General features: G+C 68.0%; 21 protein-coding genes. 7 read left to right on the top strand and 14 right to left on the bottom strand.

Going from position 1 to position 18,657, the window contains the following annotated elements; translation table 11 throughout:
- Positions 1–3: 3 nt before the first annotated feature.
- From TVD_RS12430 to TVD_RS12420, 3 genes are read right to left on the bottom strand one after another with little or no spacing between them, the layout of a single operon-like run.
- Complete coding sequence (locus TVD_RS12430) at positions 4–1,014, bottom strand: M14 family metallopeptidase (protein ID WP_018168969.1); 1,011 nt, start codon at positions 1,012–1,014, stop codon at positions 4–6.
- An 8-nt stretch (positions 1,015–1,022) separates the two neighbouring features.
- A complete protein-coding gene (locus TVD_RS12425) occupies positions 1,023–2,462 on the bottom strand; it encodes a glutamate-cysteine ligase family protein (RefSeq protein ID WP_047251724.1) in 1,440 nt (479 codons plus the stop codon).
- A 3-nt stretch (positions 2,463–2,465) separates the two neighbouring features.
- Complete coding sequence (locus TVD_RS12420) at positions 2,466–2,921, bottom strand: hypothetical protein (RefSeq protein WP_019567591.1); 456 nt, start codon at positions 2,919–2,921, stop codon at positions 2,466–2,468.
- 141 nt (positions 2,922–3,062) lie between these two features.
- On the opposite strand from TVD_RS12420, the gene TVD_RS12415 reads away from it, so the two are divergent.
- Genes TVD_RS12415 through TVD_RS12405 form a run of 3 tightly spaced genes read left to right on the top strand, consistent with a single transcriptional unit; the run spans position 3,063 to position 4,953 of the window.
- Entirely contained in the window at positions 3,063–3,626 is a 564-nt protein-coding gene (locus TVD_RS12415; RefSeq protein WP_018175650.1) for an RNA polymerase sigma factor, read from the top strand.
- On the top strand, positions 3,616–4,443 hold the full coding sequence (locus TVD_RS12410; RefSeq protein WP_047251723.1) for a DsrE family protein: 828 nt from the start codon (positions 3,616–3,618) through the stop codon (positions 4,441–4,443). Before TVD_RS12415 ends, TVD_RS12410 begins: the two co-directional genes overlap by 11 nt.
- A 21-nt stretch (positions 4,444–4,464) precedes the next feature.
- Entirely contained in the window at positions 4,465–4,953 is a 489-nt protein-coding gene (locus TVD_RS12405; protein WP_047251722.1) for a DsrE family protein, read from the top strand.
- 33 nt (positions 4,954–4,986) lie between these two features.
- Here TVD_RS12405 and murU read toward each other — a convergent pair whose 3' ends face one another.
- From murU to TVD_RS12390, 3 genes are read right to left on the bottom strand one after another with little or no spacing between them, the layout of a single operon-like run.
- The gene (gene murU, locus TVD_RS12400) at positions 4,987–5,661 is read right to left on the bottom strand and encodes an N-acetylmuramate alpha-1-phosphate uridylyltransferase MurU (protein WP_018175647.1); all 675 of its coding nucleotides are present in this window, start codon (positions 5,659–5,661) and stop codon (positions 4,987–4,989) included.
- A gap of 3 nt (positions 5,662–5,664) precedes the next feature.
- Complete coding sequence (locus TVD_RS12395) at positions 5,665–6,663, bottom strand: aminoglycoside phosphotransferase family protein (protein WP_047251721.1); 999 nt, start codon at positions 6,661–6,663, stop codon at positions 5,665–5,667.
- Positions 6,660–7,439 (bottom strand): metallophosphoesterase, encoded by a 780-nt coding sequence (locus TVD_RS12390; protein WP_047251720.1) that lies wholly within the window; start codon positions 7,437–7,439, stop codon positions 6,660–6,662. The genes TVD_RS12395 and TVD_RS12390 overlap by 4 nt, the downstream gene beginning before the upstream one ends.
- 163 nt (positions 7,440–7,602) lie before the next feature.
- On the opposite strand from TVD_RS12390, the gene dksA reads away from it, so the two are divergent.
- Positions 7,603–8,028 (top strand): RNA polymerase-binding protein DksA, encoded by a 426-nt coding sequence (gene dksA, locus TVD_RS12385; protein ID WP_047251719.1) that lies wholly within the window; start codon positions 7,603–7,605, stop codon positions 8,026–8,028.
- A gap of 38 nt (positions 8,029–8,066) precedes the next feature.
- Here the strand turns inward: dksA and argA are convergent, their stop codons facing one another.
- The 3 genes from argA to TVD_RS12370 form a co-directional block, all read right to left on the bottom strand.
- Entirely contained in the window at positions 8,067–9,434 is a 1,368-nt protein-coding gene (gene argA, locus TVD_RS12380; RefSeq protein ID WP_018937328.1) for an amino-acid N-acetyltransferase, read from the bottom strand.
- 137 nt (positions 9,435–9,571) lie between these two features.
- Positions 9,572–10,045: a DUF192 domain-containing protein gene (locus TVD_RS12375; RefSeq protein WP_047251718.1), complete on the bottom strand. Its 474-nt coding sequence runs from the start codon at positions 10,043–10,045 to the stop codon at positions 9,572–9,574.
- Positions 10,046–10,047: 2 nt separating this feature from the next.
- Positions 10,048–10,320, bottom strand: coding sequence for a heavy-metal-associated domain-containing protein (locus TVD_RS12370; RefSeq protein WP_018145194.1), 273 nt, complete (start codon positions 10,318–10,320; stop codon positions 10,048–10,050).
- An 81-nt stretch (positions 10,321–10,401) separates the two neighbouring features.
- On the opposite strand from TVD_RS12370, the gene ilvD reads away from it, so the two are divergent.
- Together ilvD and radC are read left to right on the top strand one after the other, a co-directional pair.
- Entirely contained in the window at positions 10,402–12,255 is a 1,854-nt protein-coding gene (ilvD, locus tag TVD_RS12365) for a dihydroxy-acid dehydratase (protein WP_018168978.1), read from the top strand.
- Positions 12,256–12,557: 302 nt separating this feature from the next.
- The gene (gene radC / locus TVD_RS12360; RefSeq protein ID WP_018145196.1) at positions 12,558–13,229 is read left to right on the top strand and encodes a RadC family protein; all 672 of its coding nucleotides are present in this window, start codon (positions 12,558–12,560) and stop codon (positions 13,227–13,229) included.
- Positions 13,230–13,572: 343 nt separating this feature from the next.
- Here radC and bioF read toward each other — a convergent pair whose 3' ends face one another.
- Genes bioF through TVD_RS12340 form a run of 4 tightly spaced genes read right to left on the bottom strand, consistent with a single transcriptional unit; the run spans position 13,573 to position 16,960 of the window.
- The gene (gene bioF, locus TVD_RS12355; protein ID WP_047251717.1) at positions 13,573–14,748 is read right to left on the bottom strand and encodes an 8-amino-7-oxononanoate synthase; all 1,176 of its coding nucleotides are present in this window, start codon (positions 14,746–14,748) and stop codon (positions 13,573–13,575) included.
- A complete protein-coding gene (locus TVD_RS12350) occupies positions 14,745–15,497 on the bottom strand; it encodes a class I SAM-dependent methyltransferase (RefSeq protein ID WP_047251716.1) in 753 nt (250 codons plus the stop codon). The genes bioF and TVD_RS12350 overlap by 4 nt, the downstream gene beginning before the upstream one ends.
- A gap of 12 nt (positions 15,498–15,509) precedes the next feature.
- Positions 15,510–16,505, bottom strand: a complete 996-nt coding sequence (gene bioB, locus TVD_RS12345; RefSeq protein ID WP_019594792.1) for a biotin synthase BioB — start codon at positions 16,503–16,505, stop codon at positions 15,510–15,512.
- Entirely contained in the window at positions 16,502–16,960 is a 459-nt protein-coding gene (locus TVD_RS12340; protein ID WP_024327561.1) for a hypothetical protein, read from the bottom strand. The genes bioB and TVD_RS12340 overlap by 4 nt, the downstream gene beginning before the upstream one ends.
- 240 nt (positions 16,961–17,200) lie before the next feature.
- Here TVD_RS12340 and TVD_RS12335 point away from each other — a divergent pair, with 240 nt between their 5' ends.
- Positions 17,201–17,755, top strand: coding sequence for a ComF family protein (locus TVD_RS12335; protein ID WP_018168984.1), 555 nt, complete (start codon positions 17,201–17,203; stop codon positions 17,753–17,755).
- A gap of 19 nt (positions 17,756–17,774) precedes the next feature.
- On the opposite strand, the gene ubiA is transcribed toward TVD_RS12335, so the two are convergent.
- The gene (gene ubiA, locus TVD_RS12330) at positions 17,775–18,644 is read right to left on the bottom strand and encodes a 4-hydroxybenzoate octaprenyltransferase (protein WP_018175637.1); all 870 of its coding nucleotides are present in this window, start codon (positions 18,642–18,644) and stop codon (positions 17,775–17,777) included.
- Positions 18,645–18,657: the final 13 nt, after the last annotated feature.

Below are 18,657 nucleotides of genomic sequence, written 5' to 3'. Positions count from 1 at the left end.
GGATCAGAGCGTCAGCGGCTCCATCAGGTAGCACAGGCAGTCCTGGGCGATCACGCGGGTGTCCAGCGTGAGCATGGACGGCATCGCCTGGCGCTTCAGGCGGATCTCCTGACCGGCCCGCTCCAGATATTCCCCGGTCACCTCCGAACCGTCCTCGGCGATCGCGATCAGCGGGTCCTGGGCGTCCGCGTGCACATTCACCAGGCGCGAGCCGGCGGGCAGTAGCTGGAAATTCAGGCCGTCCAGGTCGGGTTCCAGGCGGACGTCGTGCTGCGCGTCCAGTCCGACCTGTAGTCCGGGGCGCACCCGTACCTGGGCCACGGTGTGGAAGATCTCGATGGCGCCCGTCCGCGGCGGCTCCTGGGCGAAGTGGTCCAGGTGCAGCACTGCATCGATCATCTCGCGCGCGTGGTCCACGCCGGCCGCGTCCTCGGGGTGGCCGCATTCCACGGTCACGGCCGGTGCGATACGCGCCAGTGCCATGGAGGCGACCCCGCGCGGCCGGGTGAAGTAGACCACCGTGCGTCCGAACAGCGCGGCCAGATTGAGGAACGGCGCCTCCAGGCGGTTGATGCAGGCGTAATGGGGATTGCGCCCGGTGTTGTTGTGCAGGTCGATTGCGGCGAACAGGCCGCGTCCTTCCAGGCGCCGGCAGAGTTCGGCGAAGACGTCGGCCTCGCGCGAGCCGCCCTGCTCGGTCCCCGGCCAGATGCGGTTGAAGTCCGGCTGGTCGTCCAGGTGGCGCTGGTTGAGCGCTGCGGCCTGCGGGTTGCCCACGACCAGGGTCAGCGCGCGCGGCAGCGGGCGCCCGGTGTAGTGGCGCAGGAGTTGCTGCACCGCGTGCAGGCCCACCGGCTCGTTTCCGTGCAGCAGAAGGACCACGGCCACCGCAGGCTCGCGCTGGCCTTCCAGGTGGATTAGCGCCGGCCCGGGCACGCACTGGTGCAGGGTGGCGGGCGTGGCCTCGAGGAAGCCGTCGGGTAGTTCGAAGTATTCGTTGATCGAGAGAGTCACGGGTTTCCTCAAAGTCCCCAGGTGTGAACCGGCGCGCCGGTGTTCTGCCAGCCGCGGTAGGCGTGGACCAGGCCCGGCCAGTCGCGGCCGTGGCGCGCGACCCAGTCGCGTTGCCAGTGCGTGCCGGTCTGGCGGCTGGCGACGCGCGCGGCGATGATGCCAAGCAGGTTGTCGCGTTCGCTGCGGTCGATGCCCAGGCGCTCCAGACCCTCGGCCGCCCGGGGGAGCAGCTCCCGCGTGATCAGGCGTGGCGCCGGGACGGGGTCGCGATGGCCCCAGCGCAGGCGAGCATCCAGCCCGTAGCGGGCGGCATTGTAGAAGTTGTCGCGGGCCTCGGAAAATGGGGTCTCCAGCGTTCCGTTGGGCGATTCGGCCACCAGGTACTCGATCAGGCCCAGGGCGAAAGCGGTGTTGGCCAGCATGTCGATCAGCGACGGGCCGGCCGGCAGGCAGCGAAACTCCAGGCGTAGACTGCGTCGGCCATCCGCATCGCAGCCGACGATCGGCCGGTTCCAGCGCCAGATCGTGCCGTTGTGGAAGGCGAGGTGGGCCAGTTGATCGGCCGGCTCGTCGAGGGCTACCGGCAGCAACACCGGGAAGTGCTCGAGGTTTTCGGTGAACAACTCGCCGATGGATGCGTGCAGATAGCCGGTGCCGAAGGTCACGCGGCGGATCGGGCCACGCGCCGAGTTGGCGAACCCGCCGACCTCCACCGATTGCTCGAACAACGGGATGCGGCTCTCGGCCCAGAGGTCGTGGCCGAAGATGTAGGGCGTATTGCCGGCGGCGGCCAGCACCGGTGCCGCGGCGACCAGAGAGGCGTTGTAGGCGCGGTGGGCGACCTCGGGGCGGGTCTCGATATGCACCTGGAAGGAGGTCGCCGCGGCCTCCAGCATCACGTCCGCATGGCGGTGCTGGAGGTGCTCGTGACCGACGATGTCCACCTGCAGCGGGCGCTGGGCGCGTTGTTCCAGGATCGCGCTGTTCAGGGCCCGGTAGCGGGCCTGCTGCGACATGTGGTGGATCCCGAGGTCGTCCGGTTCCAGGGTGGGCAGGCTGCCGGCCATCAGCAGTTCCGCGCCGGCGTGGCGGGCCGCCCGGCGCGCCCGGCGCAGGGTCTCGTTTAACTCGTCGAGGATGGCGCTGAAGCAGCCGGGACCGGCGCGGAAGACGCCGCTGTTCAGTTCGATATTGAACTGCGCCAGTTCCAGGGTGGCCAGCGGGCTGTCCATCGCGGCGAGGAAGGCGTCATTGACCGGTAGCGGTCGCCCCTGGGTGTCGCATAGCCAGGCTTCGATCTCGAAGCCCAGCCGCGGGGGTGGGGCGGGGTCCTCGGGCGGTTGCGTGCGCAGCCAGTCCAGCAGCTGGGCCGTCTCGTCCGCGAGGGCCTGGTGGAAGCGGTCAAAGTCTGCCGCGCCGAAGTGCTCCTCGCGGATCTCGCGGCCCAAGGCCTAGTCCTCGTCCCGGTCGTCGTCCGGTGCGTCGTCATAGAGGCTCTCCAGAAGATCGCCCCAGATCTGTTCGTGTTGCTCGATGAAGGTCAGCAGGCTCTTGCGGAAGGCGAGATAGTCGGCCTCGAAGGCTTCGAAGTCCGCCCCGCCATTGAGCAGCTTGGCAGCGCGGTCGGTCTGCTGCAGGCTGTCACGCAGGTTGAGGCTGGCGGCCATCGCACCCTTGACGCGTTCGCGCTCGTGCGGGATCCAGGCGCGGTCCGACAGCATGGAGCGCAGGTTCTCGCCCAGTTCCAGCAGGCGCTTGCGCAGGCGCGGGACGGCGCCGATGGTGCCGGTCTTGAGCTCGCCCCAGACGGCATCGGTGATCAGGCGCGCCCAGCGTTCGCGCAGATCCCGCACGGTATCGGGGTCAAAGGCGAAAGCGCGCTCCAGTTGTTGCGGATCGAATGGCATTGGGTATCCTGATCGACGAAGCCCGGGATGTGCGGCGTCTGCGGTGGAGGGGCCGGAATAGCCTCGCGCCCCGTAGCGTCCTACAGGGTACAAGAACAAGCAAGGCCGCATGTACGGCCTGCGGATGGAGGAATCGACAACATGGCGACCTGGTTCGCGCAGCGCAGGCTGCGTCAGAAGGTGTGCGACCTGCGGCCACAGATGTACCGCATGGCATTCGCGTGGTGTCACGATGCCGCGCTGGCGGATGACCTGGTGCAGGAGGCAATGATGAAGGCCCTGACCCGGCTGAAGTCGTTGCAGGACGAGAACGCCCTGAAGGCCTGGGTGTTCCGCATCATGACCAACTGTTATCGCGACTGGGGCCGGCGGCAGAAGGACACGGTGGATGTGGACAGCATGGAGCTGTCCTGCGAGGACTGCCCGGAGCAGCAGACCGAGCGCAATCGCATGGTCGCGGATGTTCACCGGGCCATGGCCGAACTGAGTACCGATCACCGGCAGGTGGTCGCGCTGGTGGACCTGGAGGGTTTTGCCTACTCCGAGGTCTCGGAGGTGCTGGACGTACCGATCGGCACCGTGATGAGTCGCCTGAGCCGGGCTCGGGCGCAGTTGAAGAAGGTGCTGCTGGAGCAGCAGGCCGACACGGGGACAGCGGCCGATACACCCTATCTCAAGGTAGTGAGGAATCGGCATGTCGAATGAACGACTGAGTGCAAAGAATCGACCCAGCGAGGAGATTCTCAATGCCTTCGTGGACGGCGAGTTCTCGCCGGAGGATCGTCTGTTTACGCTGAAGACGATCGCCTCCAGTGAGCATCTGAGTCGCGAGGTCTGCGACATGCACCAGCTCAAGGAGCTGGTGAACATGGCCTACGAAGACGTCCCGGCCGGGCGCGCGGCCGGCACCACCGGTGGCCGTTGCCGGTTATCGCGCGGTGGAGGTTCGGCCTGGTTCCCGTCGGTGGCGGCCGGGGTGCTCGCGCTGGTCGTGGGTTCGCTGGGTGGATACGAGATCACTCGCGATGCCGGCTTCTTCGGGGGCGACCATGCTGCTGCGCCCGGCCAGGAGTCCGGGGCCCTGGCGCAGGTGGCTGCCAGCGATAACGCGCCCGGCGGGGCCGCGGCCCCGCAGCAGGTGTTTTCGGCTACCGAAACCGATCAGATTCTGCTGCACATCAACGAGGCGGATACCCGTGCGGTGGCCGAGTTGCTGGACGACATCGAGAGCATGTATCGCGAGGCGGCCACGGTCGGGCGCGACCTGAACGTGCAGGTGGTGGTGCACAACAACGCGATGGGCATGCTGCGAACCGACAGCGCACCCTATCCGGAACGTGTCGCGAGCATGGCGGAGGCGTACCCCACGCTGCGCTTTACCGCCTGTGCCCAGACCCTCAACCGCCTGGCGCGCGAGGAAGGCCAGAAGGTGGATATCCTGCCACAGGCTGAACTGATTGATTCTGGCGTCGCCGAGGCGGCCCGCCGTCAGGCGGAAGGCTGGATCTACATCAAGGTCTGATTCGGCACGGCCGGAGTCTCGATGCAAGTCGACCCACAAGTGCTGCGCCCCGGCTGGTTTCTGGCCGGGGCGCTCTTGTTGATGCTGGCGGCGGGCGGCGCGACTGCTGTATTGATGGGCGTCGTCGCCAAGGCGCCGGCGGCCGAAGAGCCGCTGCGGGTGGTCTATCACATCAACACCGATGACCCGGAGCTCCACCTGAACGCCCTGCGCAACCTGCAGAATCACATCGACGGTAGCCCCGATGATGTTTCGCTCAAGATCAAGGTGTTGACTCATGGCAGCGGCATCAGTCTGCTGCAGCACGCCCGTACCGATCCGGACCTGCGCAGTACCGTGAACACCCTTAAGCTGCAGGATGTGCGCTTTTTGGTGTGTGGAAACTCGCTGGAATCGCGCGGGCTCGAACGCAGCGATCTGCATGAGGTATCGGACAGGGACGTGGTTCCCAGTGGCATCGTGGAACTGACCCGCCTGCAACGCTCCGGTTACACCTACATCAAGCCCTGACCGGACCGGCCGTATCCCCCCTGCGTTGGGTGATCAGCGCCCCCCAAGCTCGGTGTCCAGCGCCGCCAGGCGCTCCGGTGTGCCGATGTCGCGCCAGGCGCCGGTGTAGTGTTCGCCGGTGACCCGGCCGGCCTCGATGGCTTGACGCAGCAAGGGTCCGAGGGCCCGGCGCCCCGGTGGCAGATCACGGAACAGCGCCGGGTCGTACCAGCCGATGCCGCTGAAGGTCAGCAACTCGTTCCCCGCCAGGGCCACCCGCTCCCCGTCCAGGGCGAAATCGCCCTGCGTGTGATGGTCGGGGTTGGCCACCAGTACGAGGTGCGCGAGCGGTCGGTCGGTGGCTGTGTTCATCGTCGCCGGGGGTGTCAGCGGGTGGTCGCACCAGACATCGCCATTGACCACCAGAAACGGCTCCTCCCCCAGAAGGGGAAGGGCCTGGCGGATCCCGCCCGCGGTCTCCAGGGCACCCTCGGGCTCCGGTGAGTAGCGAATGGCGAGGCCCGTCTGGCATTCACCCAGGGTGGCGCGGATCTGTTCGCCCAGATGCGCGAGGTTGATGACTACCTCGCGGTACCCGGCGGTCGCCAGACGATCCAGCGTGTAGCCGATCAGCGGCCGGCCACCGACCGGCAGCAGCGGCTTGGGGCAGTGGTCGGTCAACGGGCGCATGCGTTCGCCGCGCCCGGCGGCCAAGATCATTGCGCGCATGGCTTAATCCTCCCGCATGCGTTCGGGCATGTGGGTTTGGAACCAGCCCGCCACCGGTGCCAGCGCCGGCTGTGACAGCCCCTGCGCCAGGAGTCGATGCAGGCGCGGCAGGTGTTCCAGGTAGCGTGGTTTGGCATCCCGGCGCGCCAGGCGCACGAAGATCCCGAGGATCTTGGTGGTGCGCTGGACACCGAGGACGCGGTAGTGCTGCATGAAGACCTCGGGGTCCCAGGCCGTTCCCGCGGCATAACGCTCCAATGCCCGCTCCACGGTAGCGGGTGACACCTCGCGCCGGGCGTCTTCCAGCAGCGAGACGACATCGTAGGCGGGGCTGCCGATCACGGCATCCTGGAAATCCAGGACGGCACAATCGCCATCCTCGCCGGGTGGCAGCATCAGGTTGTCCACGTGGAAGTCGCGTAGCACCAGTGTCCCGGGCAGGACGGGCAGGCCTTCCAGCGCCTCCCGCCAGGCTGCGAGAAATCCGTTGCGCAGGGAGGCGCTCATCGGGGTGCCGTGTTGTTCCGGCCAGTACCAGTCGGCAAACAGCGCGGCCTCGTCCAGCAGGCGCGGGGTGTCGTAGGCGGGGACGTCCGGGGCCTTTGCGGCCTGCGCTGGCCAGGCGCGATGCAGCTGGATCAGGGTGTCGATGGCGCGGTCGTACAAAGGACCTTCCGCGGCCCCCTCCTCGGCGAGGGCCCGGGTGAAGGTTCGGTCGCCGAGGTCCTCGAGCAGCACGAAGCCGGTGGCTGGATCGTGCGCAAGGATGCGCGGCGGGCGCAGCCCCAGCGATTCCAGCAGTCGCGCGATCTCCACGAACGGCTCGGTGGCCTCGCGCTCGGGTGGCGCATCCATCAGCACCACCGGTTGGTCGTCGCGGCACAGGCGAAAATAGCGCCGAAAACTGGCATCCGCGCGCAGGAGTGCCAGGTCGGTGAACCTGCCCGGCTGGTCCTTCAGCCAGGCCTGGAGCTGCTCGCTGCGGCGATCGTCCGGGATCATGCGCGGGCCTCGGGAAATTCGTCGGATATCCGCTCGACGCGGGTGTCGATGCGGCCATCGGCATGCAGTGCCAGTACGCGGTAGCCGGCGTGTTCGGTATCCAGCGCGAACTGTTCGGAGCCGGGGGCGAACTGGACGCAGGTGGAGGGGCAGCCCAGCAGTTCGACGCCCTGGCGCTCGGCGCGGAAATCCTGATGGATGTGGCCGAACAGGCAGGCGCGTACGCGCGGGTGGTGATCCAGGATCGCGAACAGGTCGCCGGGATTGGTCAGGCCGATCCGGTCCATCCATGCGCTGCCGATGGGCACGACCGGGTGGTGAACGGCGACCATGCCCCAGTGATCGGGGTGTGCGGTCAGTACTTGATCCAGGCGCGACAACTCGGCCGGCTCGATGCGCCCGGACGCCTGCCCCGCAACCGCAGAATTGATCCCGACCAGCAGCCAGTCGCCGAGCAGCCGGTGGCTGTCCAGGGCGTGTCCGGCGCCCGTGAAGGCGCGGTGCAGCAGGGTCCAGTCATCGTGGTTGCCCGCCAGGCCGGCGAGCGGCCAGCCCTTCGCGTGTTCGTCGAGCATTGCGAGGAGTCGCGTGTAGGCCGCCGGATCCGGATCTTCGGCCAGGTCGCCCGTGAGCCATAGCAGGTCCGGCCGGGCCTCGTTCCGGCGCAGGGTCTCGAGCACGCGGGCGAGCTGGCGGTCGCTGTCGGGATAACCCGGTCGAATGGGGCCCGGCTCCCGGCCGAGGTGGGTGTCGCTGATCTGAAGGATGTGCTGCATGCGGCCGGTGTCGTTTTCCGTATGGTGCCGGTTGTGTGCGTTCGGGCGCGCTTTCGTGTTTGCCGCCCGGCAGGGTTATTGCCCTATACTCGATCGGGTGTACCGTGCAATGCGCCGGGGCCTTCCCGCATGGGGCGAGAGGGGGCCTGGCGAGGGGTCCAAGATGAGCCAAGAAGCCAAGACCCGCCCGGATTCCGGGTACCGTCCGTCCGAGGACGAACCCTACATGAATCCGCGTCAACTGGACTACTTTCGCGCCAAGCTCGAGGCCTGGCGTGCCGAGCTGATCGAGGAATCGGAACAGACTCTGGAGCACCTGCGCAGCGAGAGCTGGCAGGAACCGGACCCGAATGACCGCGCCAGCCACGAGACCGATGCCGGCCTGGAGCTGCGTACCCGGGATCGGTACCGCAAGCTCCTGAACAAGATTGACGCGGCGCTGGCGCGCATCGAGCAGGGCGAATACGGCTATTGCGAGGAGACCGGTGAACCGATCGGCATCGCCCGGCTGGAGGCGCGCCCGATTGCCACGCTGAGCGTGGTGGCCCAGGAGGCCCACGAGCGCGAAGAGGATCGCTACGCGCAATAGCCGCCGAGAACGAACCCCGCGCCGCTCAGGGTGTGGGATTATGCGTCCGTCAGGGTTCGGGTAAACACCCGCGAGTTGCGCGCCTGGTTGTAGCGGGTCTGCCGGCTGACGGGCAGATCGTCCACCTTGCCTGGCGTGTAACCGCGTTCCTGGAACCACTGGGCGGTGCGTGTGGTGAGCACGAATACCCGCCGGATTCCCTGTTCCTGCGCCAGGTGTTCCATCGCCTGCAGCAAACGGTCGCCGCGGCCGCTCCCGCGGTAATCCGCGTGCAGGGCCAGGCAGGCGATCTCCGCGGCATCCGCCTCGAACGGGTAGAGCGCGGCGGTCCCGATGATCAGGCCGTCGGCCTCCAGCACCTGGAAGCGGTCGATCTCCAGCTCCAGGTGCTCCCGCGCGCGATGCACCAGGATGCCCTCGGCCTCCAGTGGTTCCAGTAGTGCATGGATGCCGCCGACATCGTCGAGTGTGGCCGGGCGCAGCCGTTCCAGTGGCTCGCGCGAGACCAGTGTGCCGATTCCCAGACGGGTGAACAGCTCGGTCAGAAGCCCACCGTCGTCCCGACGGTCGATCAGGTGCACCCGGATCTCGCGCTGGCGACAGGCGTCGAGCGCGCTCTTCAGATGGTTGGCCAGTTCCTGCGGCAGGTCGGTGGCGGTCTCCAGCAGCTTCTGGGCGGCCGGCACGGTGAGCTGGTCCAGCACGCCGTGTTCGGGATCACGCAACACCCCGGCCTCGGTGAGAAAGATCAGCTTGTCGGCATTCAGTGCGATCGCGACCTGGGTGGCGACATCCTCGCCGGAGAGGTTGAACACCTCGCCGGTGGGGGAGTAACCGAGCGGGGAGACCAGGGCCACCTGCTCGCGGTCCAGCAGGGCCGCGAGGGCGGTGGTGTCCACCCCGCGCACCTCGCCGGTGTAGTGGAAGTCCACGCCGTCGCGTACGCCCAGTGGCCGTGCGGTGACGAAGTTGCCACTGGCCACGCGCAGGCGTGCGTTGCCGGTACCCGGCTGGCCGAGGCTGCGCGAGAGCAGGCCCTCGATCTGCAGGCGCAGCCGACCGACCGCATCCAGCACGGCTTCCAGCGCTGCGCCATCCGTTACGCGCAACCCGTTGGCGTAGGCCGGGGTCAGTCCGCGCTCGCTCATCCGTGCCTCGATTTGCGGGCGCGCCCCGTAGACCAGCACGACCCGGATACCCAGGGCATTGAGCTTGGCGATATCGCGCATCAGTGCCGGAAACTCCGGCGCCTGAGCGGCCTCGCCTGCGAGCGCGATCACCATGGTGCGCCCGCGGTGGGCGGCGATGTACGGCACCGCATCACGGAACCAGGCGAGCTCCCCGGGCTGCGGGGCTCGGCGCGAGGGCGCGTGATTGCGGGCGGCTGGGTTGGATGTGGCGGTCACGGGCGTGTCCGTTTCCTGGTGATGTCCTTGAGCAGACAGTCTAGGGAATCACGGATCAATGTACACGTGGGATCAGTCAGGCCTGCTGGCCCGATCCTGCGGGAAGGGGTGTTAGGGAAACATTGATCCGTGTTTCCCTAGTCGGTCTCGCCCACGAGGCGCTCGAGGTCCGGGACGGAGGCGCCGGGCGCGATGCCGTGCTCCTTGAACCACCCGGCATTGACCTCCAGGGCGTAGCGCACCGGCCGTTTCGCCTCGTGTATGCGGGTGGAGTGGGGCGTCATGCTGGCGATGTTGGTAATGGTGAAGTCGGCATCGATGAAGGCCACGTCCAGCGGGATGCGGGTGTTTTGCATCCACATGCCGTAGTGTGCCGGTCGTGGCCAGATGAACAGCATGCCGTGGTCGGCGGGCAGGTGGTCGCGGTGCATCAGCCCGATCCGGCGGCTACGGTCGGTCGCGGCGATCTCGATCGTCAGGGCTTGTTCGCCGAGTTGCAGTTCGGCGGTCGGCAGCCCGCTTTCGGCCTGCGCCAGCCCCGTGCCCAGGGCGAACAGCAGCACCAGCCCGACAAGGCCGGGCTGCGCGCGCCCCCGCGACGTATTGATCAAGCCTATTCGCCGCTCATGCGCCCCACGGCGCAGCTGGCAAACGACTTGGCCTTGGCGCTGGCGGAGCGCAGGCCGGAGACCGAACCGACCTCGGGGTAGCCCATGCTGGCGAGCTTGGCGGCGACCGCCTCGCGGGCGCTGTCGGGCGCCTCGATATCAACCGCACCGCCTTCCACGTCCACCTCGGCGTCGGTGACGCCCTCGACCTGCAGCAGGCCCTTGCGGATGGAGCTGGCGCAGCCGCCACACTTGATGTTCTCGACTTCGATTTTCATTGCAGGTGCTCCGGGGTACTGGGGTTTGTACGACTCATTATGTACGATCTGCGTTCACCGTAATCGTTCACGAGACTATACATGCCCGCCTATCGTTCCCGCACCACCACCCACGGCCGCAATATGGCGGGTGCCCGCGCCCTGTGGCGCGCCACCGGCATGAAGGATGGCGACTTCGGCAAGCCGATCATCGCCATTGCCAACTCCTTCACCCAGTTCGTGCCCGGGCACGTGCATCTGAAGGACCTGGGCCAGCTGGTGGCCGGCGAGGTGGAAAAGGCCGGCGGGGTGGCCAAGGAGTTCAACACCATCGCGGTGGACGACGGGATCGCGATGGGCCACGGCGGGATGCTCTATTCGCTGCCCTCGCGCGAGATCATCGCCGACTCGGTCGAGTACATGGTCAACGCACACTGCGCCGATGCCCTGGTCTGCATCTCCAACTGCGACAAGATCACCCCCGGCATGCTGATGGCCGCGATGCGCCTGAACATCCCGGTGGTGTTCGTCTCCGGCGGGCCGATGGAGGCCGGCAAGGTGCAGGCCCCGGGCAGCGACAAGGTCATCCACCTGGATCTGGTGGACGCGATGGTCAAGGCCGCCGACTCCAGTGCCAGTGATGAAGAAGTGGAGGCCATCGAGCGCTCCGCCTGCCCGACCTGCGGGTCCTGCTCCGGCATGTTCACCGCCAATTCGATGAACTGCCTGACCGAGGCGCTGGGGCTGTCGCTGCCGGGCAACGGCTCGCTGCTGGCCACCCACGCCGGGCGCAAGAGCCTGTTCGAGCAGGCCGGCCGGCGCGTGGTCGAACTGGCCAAGCGTTACTACGAGCAGGACGATGAATCTGCTTTGCCGCGTTCCATCGCCACCTTCGAGGCGTTCGAGAACGCGATGAGCCTGGATATCGCGATGGGCGGCTCCACCAACACGGTGCTGCACCTGCTGGCGGCCGCGCGCGAGGGCGAGGTCGACTTCACCATGGCCGACATCGACCGCCTGTCGCGCAAGGTGCCGAATCTGTGCAAGGTCGCCCCGGCCACCCAGCTCTATCACATGGAGGATGTCCACCGCGCCGGTGGTGTGGTCGGCATCCTCGCGGAGCTGGACCGCGGCGGGCTGATTCACCGCGACATTCCCACCGTGCACGCCGAGACCATGGGCCAGGCCCTGGAACAGTGGGACGTGATGCGCCACGCCGCCGAGGCCGAGACGCTTTACCAGGCCGCCCCGGGCGGTGTGCCTACCCAGGTCGCGTTCAGCCAGGACAAGACCTGGGACAGCCTGGACATCGACCGCGAGAACGGCTGCATCCGCGACATCGAGCATGCCTACTCGAAGGACGGTGGCCTGGCCGTGCTCTACGGCAACATGGCCCCGGATGGCTGCATCGTGAAGACTGCCGGGGTGGACGACAGCATCCTGACATTCTCGGGTCCGGCCCGGGTCTTCGAGAGCCAGGACGCGACGGTGGAGGCCATTCTTGGTGACCAGATCCAGGCGGGCGACGTGGTGATCATCCGCTACGAGGGCCCCAAGGGCGGCCCGGGCATGCAGGAAATGCTCTACCCGACGTCGTATCTCAAGTCCAAGGGCCTGGGCAAGGAATGCGCGCTGGTCACCGACGGGCGCTTCTCCGGCGGCACCTCCGGGCTGTCGATCGGTCACGTCTCGCCGGAGGCGGCGCAGGGTGGTGCGATCGGCCTGATCGAGGAAGGCGACACCATCGTGATCGACATCCCCGGTCGCGAGATCCGCATCGACGTCGACGACGCCACGCTGGCCGCACGGCGCGAGGCCATGGAGGCCCGTGGCGCGAAGGCCTGGAAACCCGAGTCGCGGGAGCGGGCCGTCACCCAGGCCTTGCGCGCCTACGCCCTGATGACGACCTCCGCCGCCTACGGCGCGGTGCGCGACATCTCCCGCTTCGAGGACTAGCCCAGGGCCCAAGCGCTGCATTTCATCCCGCTTCGGTGCGGCGTCTAATGCTGAAATGATGTGTTTCGCTGCGCTCAACGCATCCTACGGTTGGGTGTAGTTCCGGGTTGTAGGATGCGGATGAGCGCCGCGAATCGCATCACGGAAGTGTGGGGCGCCCCCGGACGATGGTGGATGGTCCGAGCGTTTGAACGGTGCGTTTCGCGGGGCTCAACGCACCCTGCCTCTATTGGATGACGCATTCCGCGGAGGTGGACCCGGACCGAAAAAATCGAACGTAACGCAACCACAGGGAGGTGGTGATGGCGATTACCGACTGGCCCGCGGCCGAGCGCCCGCGGGAGAGGCTGATCGAACGCGGCGCGGCCGCGCTTTCGGATGCGGAGTTGCTGGCAATCTTTCTGCGCACCGGCGTGGCCGGCAAGAGCGCGGTGGATGTCGCGCGGGACCTGCTCAGCCGCTTCGGCGGGCTGCGGCCTTTATTACAGGCGGATCAGGCGGGGTTTTGCGCCGCCCCGGGGCTGGGGGATGCCAAGTACGCCCAGCTCCAGGCCGTGCTGGAGATGGGGCGACGGCACCTGGCTGCGGACCTCGAGCGCGGCGATGCGCTGACCTCGCCCGCGACCACCCGGCAGTTCCTGGCGGCGCGCCTGCGCGACTATCCCTTCGAGGTCTTCGGCGTGCTGTTCCTCGATAACCGCCACCGCGTGATCGCCTTTGAGGAACTCTTTCGCGGCACCATCGACGGTGCCTCCGTGCACCCGCGCGAGGTTGTGCGGCGCGCGCTGCACCACAACGCGGCGGCTGTGATCCTGGCCCATAACCACCCCTCGGGCGTGGCCGAGCCGTCGCGTTCGGATGTCGCCATCACCCGCCGCCTGACCGACGCCCTGGGGCTGGTGGACATCCGCGTCCTCGATCACGTGATCATCGCCGACGAGGCCGTCTCCCTGGCCGAACGCGGCGAGCTGTAGGGGGAGGCTGACCCAGTCGCACGTCTGCGTTGCAACGTGGTGAGACGACCAAGTCGTCATTGCGAGGAGCCGAAGGCGACGAAGCAATCTGCCGGGGCAGGCAATCTGCCAATATTCTGCCCGGGGGCATCCGGATGGCGATTGCTTCGTCGCTTTGCTCCTCGCAATGACGGTTGGTGGATAGTCCGCAACTGGGTCTATCCGCGGATGTCCCTGTGGCCGGGTTCGTCTGGGCAGGCAGTGCCGGTGTGGCTCTGGCCGTCGATGGTCATCTCGAAGCTGCAGCTGCAGCTGCAGCTGCCGTTGTCGAGGTCGCGGTTGCGGCGTTTGCGCAGAGTCACGTCTAGGTCTGATCGAGGGCGCGTTCCAGTGCCTGCAGCAGTGCGTCGACCTGCGTTTGGGTGTGGGCGGCGGACAGGGTGATGCGCAGGCGGGCCTCGCCTTCCGGGACGGTCGGGGGGCGGATCGCGGGGACCAGGAAACCGGCCTCGAACAGGCGCTCGGCGACGGCGCTCGCGCGAGTGGCGGTGCCCAGGGTGACAGGCTGGATGGGCGTGAGGGGCGGTGGGTGTGGCAGGCCGAGGCGATCCAGCCCGTCGCCCAAGCGTCGCAACAGGTTCTGCAGGTGCTCGCGGCGGTCGTGGGCGGACGCGGCGATATGCACCGAGGCCAGGGTGGCGGCGGCCAGGGCGGCCGGCATCGCGGTGGTGTAGATGTAGGGGCGCGCGGTCTGGATCAGGGTCTCGATCAGCCGTTCGGAGCCGGCCACGAAGGCCCCGGCGGTGCCGAAGCCCTTGCCCAGGGTGCCCATCAGGATCGGTACGTCGTCGCTGCCGAGACCGAAGTACTGGCAGCTGCCGCCGCCGGTGTCGCCCAGCACTGACAGGCCGTGGGCGTCGTCCACCATCAGCCAGGCATTGTATTCGCGCGCCAGGGCGGCGAGTTCCGGAAGCGGGGCGATATCGCCGTCCATGGAGAACACGCCGTCGGTGACGATCAGGCGCTGGCCGGTCGCGGGCGCCTTCTCCAGGCGCTCGCGCAGGTGTGCGGGCTCGGCGTGGCGGTAGCGCTGGCTGCGCGCGCCCGACAGGCGCACGGCGTCGATCAGCGAGGCGTGGTTCAGGCGGTCCTCGAAGACGGTGTCGTGGCGCCCGACCAGGGCCTGGACCAGGGCCAGGTTGGCCATGTAGCCGGTGGAGAAGACGAGTGCCCGAGCGCGCCCGGTGAAGTGGGCCAGGGCTTGTTCCAGCTCCTCGTGGGCGCGGGTGTGGCCGTTGATCAAATGGGCGGCCCCCGCACCGACGCCGTACTGATCCAGCGCCTTGCGGGCGGCGGCGGCGACCGCCGGGTCACCGGCCAGGCCCAGGTAGTCGTTCGAGCAAAAGGCAATCACGCGGTGGCCGTCGATAACCTGTTCGGGCCGCTGTGGGCCGTCGAGGATGCGGGTGCGGCGCCATAGCCCGGCGTCGCGCACAGTGCTCAGGCGTTGCTCCAGGTAGTGATCGAGTGAGTCGCTCATGGGCGCAGGCCCGCACGCAGGAAGATCGGCCAGTGCACCCGTGCCGGCATGCTCGGGTTGGACCACAGGGCTTGCAGGGCCGGTGCCAGCGCGGCCAGCGGGTCCTGGCCGGCGGCGCGGGCGCGGCGGATCGCGGACCAGGTACCGAGATAGCCCAGCAGGGTGGCGCGGTCCCATTCGCGCGTGATGCGAAACTCGGGCGCCTCGATCTCGGGCCAGGGAAACGGCAGGTCGCGGTAGTGGTTGCGGATGTGCTGGCGCTCTTCCGGCCACCAGGGCGCAAGGGTGGTGTCGTGGAAGTCGATCAGCAGGTGGTCCAGTGCCGGGTCCTCGGCCCGCAGCACGCCGTAGCCCCAGATCGCCAGGAGTCCGCCCGGGCGCAGGACGCGGGCGACCTCGTCGTGGAACTCGGGGTGGCGGAACCAGTGCGCGGCCTGGGCCACACAGGCTAGGTCGACCGAGCCATCGGCCAGAGCACAGGCCTCGGCGGCACAGGCGACGCGGTCGATCCCGGAGTGATCCGGCAGTGTGGCCAGCAGCGATGGGGCGGCGTCCGTGGCGAAGACCTGCGAGAAGTGGGGCGCCAGGCCCCGCGCGGCCTGGCCGTTGCCGCTGGCACAGTCCCAGGCGCGCTCGTGGTGCGGAGTGTGCGCCGCCAGCCAGTCAAACAGCTCGGCCGGGTAGTCCGGGCGGTGGCGGGCGTAAGCGTTAGCCACCGCCGAGAAATGGTCGGGGAAGCCGCCGCTCACCGCCGGTCTGGCTCAGGCCGAGGCGGAGGCTGGCTGGTCCGATTGCGCAGGGGCTTCCGGGCCAGTCTCCGGGCGCAGGCCCAGGCGCTCGAACAGCGCGAGGTCGTGGTTCTCGCCGGGGTTTGGCGTGGTCAGCAGGGTGTCGCCGTAGAACAGCGAGTTGGCACCGGCGAGGAAGCACAGGGCCTGCATCTCGTCGGACATCTCGGTGCGCCCGGCGGACAGGCGCACGTAGGAGGCCGGCATCAGGATGCGGGTGGCCGCGATGGTACGCACGAACTCCAGCGGGTCGAGGTGCTCGATGCCGTGCAGCGGCGTGCCCTCGACCTGGATCAGCTGGTTGATCGGCACCGACTCCGGGTGCTTCGGCAGGTTGGCCATCTGTTGCAGCAGCCGCGCGCGGTCGCGGCGCGACTCGCCCATGCCGAGGATGCCGCCGCAGCAGACATTCATCCCGGCCTCGCGTACGTGCTCCAGGGTCTCGAGGCGATCGTCGTAGGTGCGCGTCGAGATGATGTGACCGTAGAACTCCGGCGAGGTGTCGAGGTTGTGGTTGTAGTAGTCCAGTCCCGCCTCGGACAGGCGTTTGGCCTGCTCGGCCTTCAGCATGCCGAGGGTCATGCAGGTCTCGAGGCCCTCGTCCTTCACCGCGCGGACCATCTCGATCACGCGCTCCAGGTTCTTGTCGGTGGGGTTGCGCCAGGCCGCGCCCATGCAGAAGCGGGTCGCGCCCTGGGCGCGAGCGTTGCGGGCCGCCTCCAGCACCTCGTCCAGCGGCAGCAGGCGTTCGCGCTCGATCTCGACCTCGTGGTGCGCGCTTTGCGGGCAGTAGGCGCAGTCCTCGGGGCAGGCCCCGGTCTTGATCGACAGCAGCGTGCTCACCTGGACCGCGTTCGGGTCGAAGTGCTCGCGGTGGACGGTCTGCGCGCGGAAGATCAGGTCATTCAGCGGCAGGTCGAGCAGGGCCTCGACCTCGTCGGTGTTCCAGTCGTGGCGGGGCGTGCTCATAGATGATGTTCCTTGTCGGCTTCGGCGGGGATCTCGACGTCCGTCCAGGGCTCGCGATAGATATTGAACAGGGCGTAGATCGTCCACGGCAGCAGGATGGCCGCGGCGATTGCCCAGTAGGCGCGGTAGTAGTTCAGATCCGGCGGAAAGAAGGTGGCGACCCCGATCAGCAGGCCCATCAGGGCGTAGTAGCGATAGGCGGCCCACTGCGTGAAGTGGCCGACGCGGGGATCGGGGTGGTGCTTGTTCAGGGCGTAGACCAGCATCGAGCCGCCAAACCACAGTACCAGCGGCACGATGCCCATGATCGCGGCGATGATGAAACCGACCCCGACGCCCTCGCTGCTCACCAGGAACAGCGGGATGCCGGCAATCGACACGCTGATCAGGTTGCCGATATCGAACATCGACGCGGCGCGCCGCGAGCTGCGTCCGGAGACGGTCCTGGTGGCCATGGTCTACCCTGCATGCAAAAAGCAGAGCATACCATTATGGCCCCGGACCCTTCATTGCGCCCCGTTTCCAGGCGGTCTCCGGCCGCGCGCTTGAGGGCCCGGGCTGCGGCCTGCGTCGACTGGCTGGGGGAGGCCCTGTACCCCGGTCAGTGCGGACTGTGCCTGGCCCCCGGTCCGGCGATCTGCGCGGATTGCCGGGCGGATCTTGCGCCGCTCGAGCACCCCTGCCCCACCTGTGCGTTGCCCCTGCCGGTCGCCGGCGTGTGCCCGGCTTGCATCCGCCGAGCGCCGGTCCTGGATGCACTGCATGCCGGCTGGGCCTATGCCTGGCCGCTGGATCAGCTGATCCTGGCCTACAAGCACGGCGCCAATGCACGGGCCGAACGCATCCTCGCGGCCCTGGCGGAGCAGGTGGCGGGCCGTCTGGTGGGCGAGAACGGCGATCTGCCCGATCTAGTGCTCCCCGTGCCGCTGCATGGCAGGCGGCTGCGCGAGCGGGGTTTCAATCAGTCGGACTACCTGGCGCGGCGTGTGGCGGGGGTGCTGGATGTCCCGCTGGATACCCGCGGACTGCGGCGCATCCGCGCGACCGAGTCGCAGCAGGCGCTGGGTCGCAAGGCGCGGCGGCGCAATGTCCACGGTGCGTTTGCCTGGGACGGTTCGAGCCTCGCCGGGCAGCATGTGCTGGTGGTGGATGACGTGGCGACCACGGGCGCGACGCTGGCCGCACTGGCCGAAGTGCTGCGCCGCGAGGGTGCCGCACGGGTGGAGGGACTGGTCCTCGCGCGCGCCTGAGGGTGTGCGGGCGCGGAATTCAGGCCCCCAGGTGGTGGTCGGCGATCATCGCCAGAAGGATGACGGCGCCCAGGTAGTGGTTGTTTTTGAAGGCGCGCAGACAGTCGGCGGGTTCGCGTTCGAAGATCAGGAACTGCTGGTAGAACATCAGCATTGCCACCACCACGAGCCCGGCGGTGTAGTAGCCACCGAAATCGGCGTGCTGGCCGACGAGATAAAGCCCCAGCCACACGAGAACCTGCAGCCCGCCGGTGATCAGGCGGTCGAGTTCGCCGAAGGCGATGGCCGTGGATTTCACCCCGATCTTCAGGTCGTCTTCGCGATCCACCATGCCATAGAAGGTGTCATACACCACCGTCCACGCCAGCACGGTTACGAACAACAGCCAGGCCACTTCGGGCGGGTGCTCGCCGGTGACGGCGGTGAACGCCATCGGCACGGCCCAGGCAAAGGCGGCGCCGAGATGGACCTGCGGGAAGTGGTGGAAACGCTTGGAGAACGGGTAGGTGCCGGCCAGTGCCACCGCCACCAGGGAATACAGGATGGTCAGCCCATTGGTGAACAGCACCAGGACGAAGGCGACCACGCTGAGGGCCACGAAGGTACCCAGCGCCTCGCGTGGGGTGATGGTGCCGAGCGCCAGCGGTCGGTCGCGGGTGCGCGCCACATGGCTGTCGAAGTCGCGGTCGGCGTAGTCGTTGATCGCGCAGCCCGCCGAGCGCATCAGCACCACGCCGGCGGCAAAAATGAAGATCAGGTAGGCCGGCGGCCAGCCCTCGGCCGCCACCCACAGGGCCCAGAAGGTGGGCCACAGCAACAGGTAGATGCCCACCGGGCGATCCAGCCGGATCAGGCGGGCGAGTTCCCACAGGCGTTCGCGCTCGGTCATGGCGGCCAAGCTT

The organism is Thioalkalivibrio versutus, assembly GCF_001020955.1.
Classification (GTDB): Bacteria; Pseudomonadota; Gammaproteobacteria; order Ectothiorhodospirales; family Ectothiorhodospiraceae; genus Thioalkalivibrio; species Thioalkalivibrio versutus.
The sequence above is the reverse complement of the archived record's forward strand: the minus strand, read 5'-3'. Positions and strand labels throughout refer to the sequence as shown.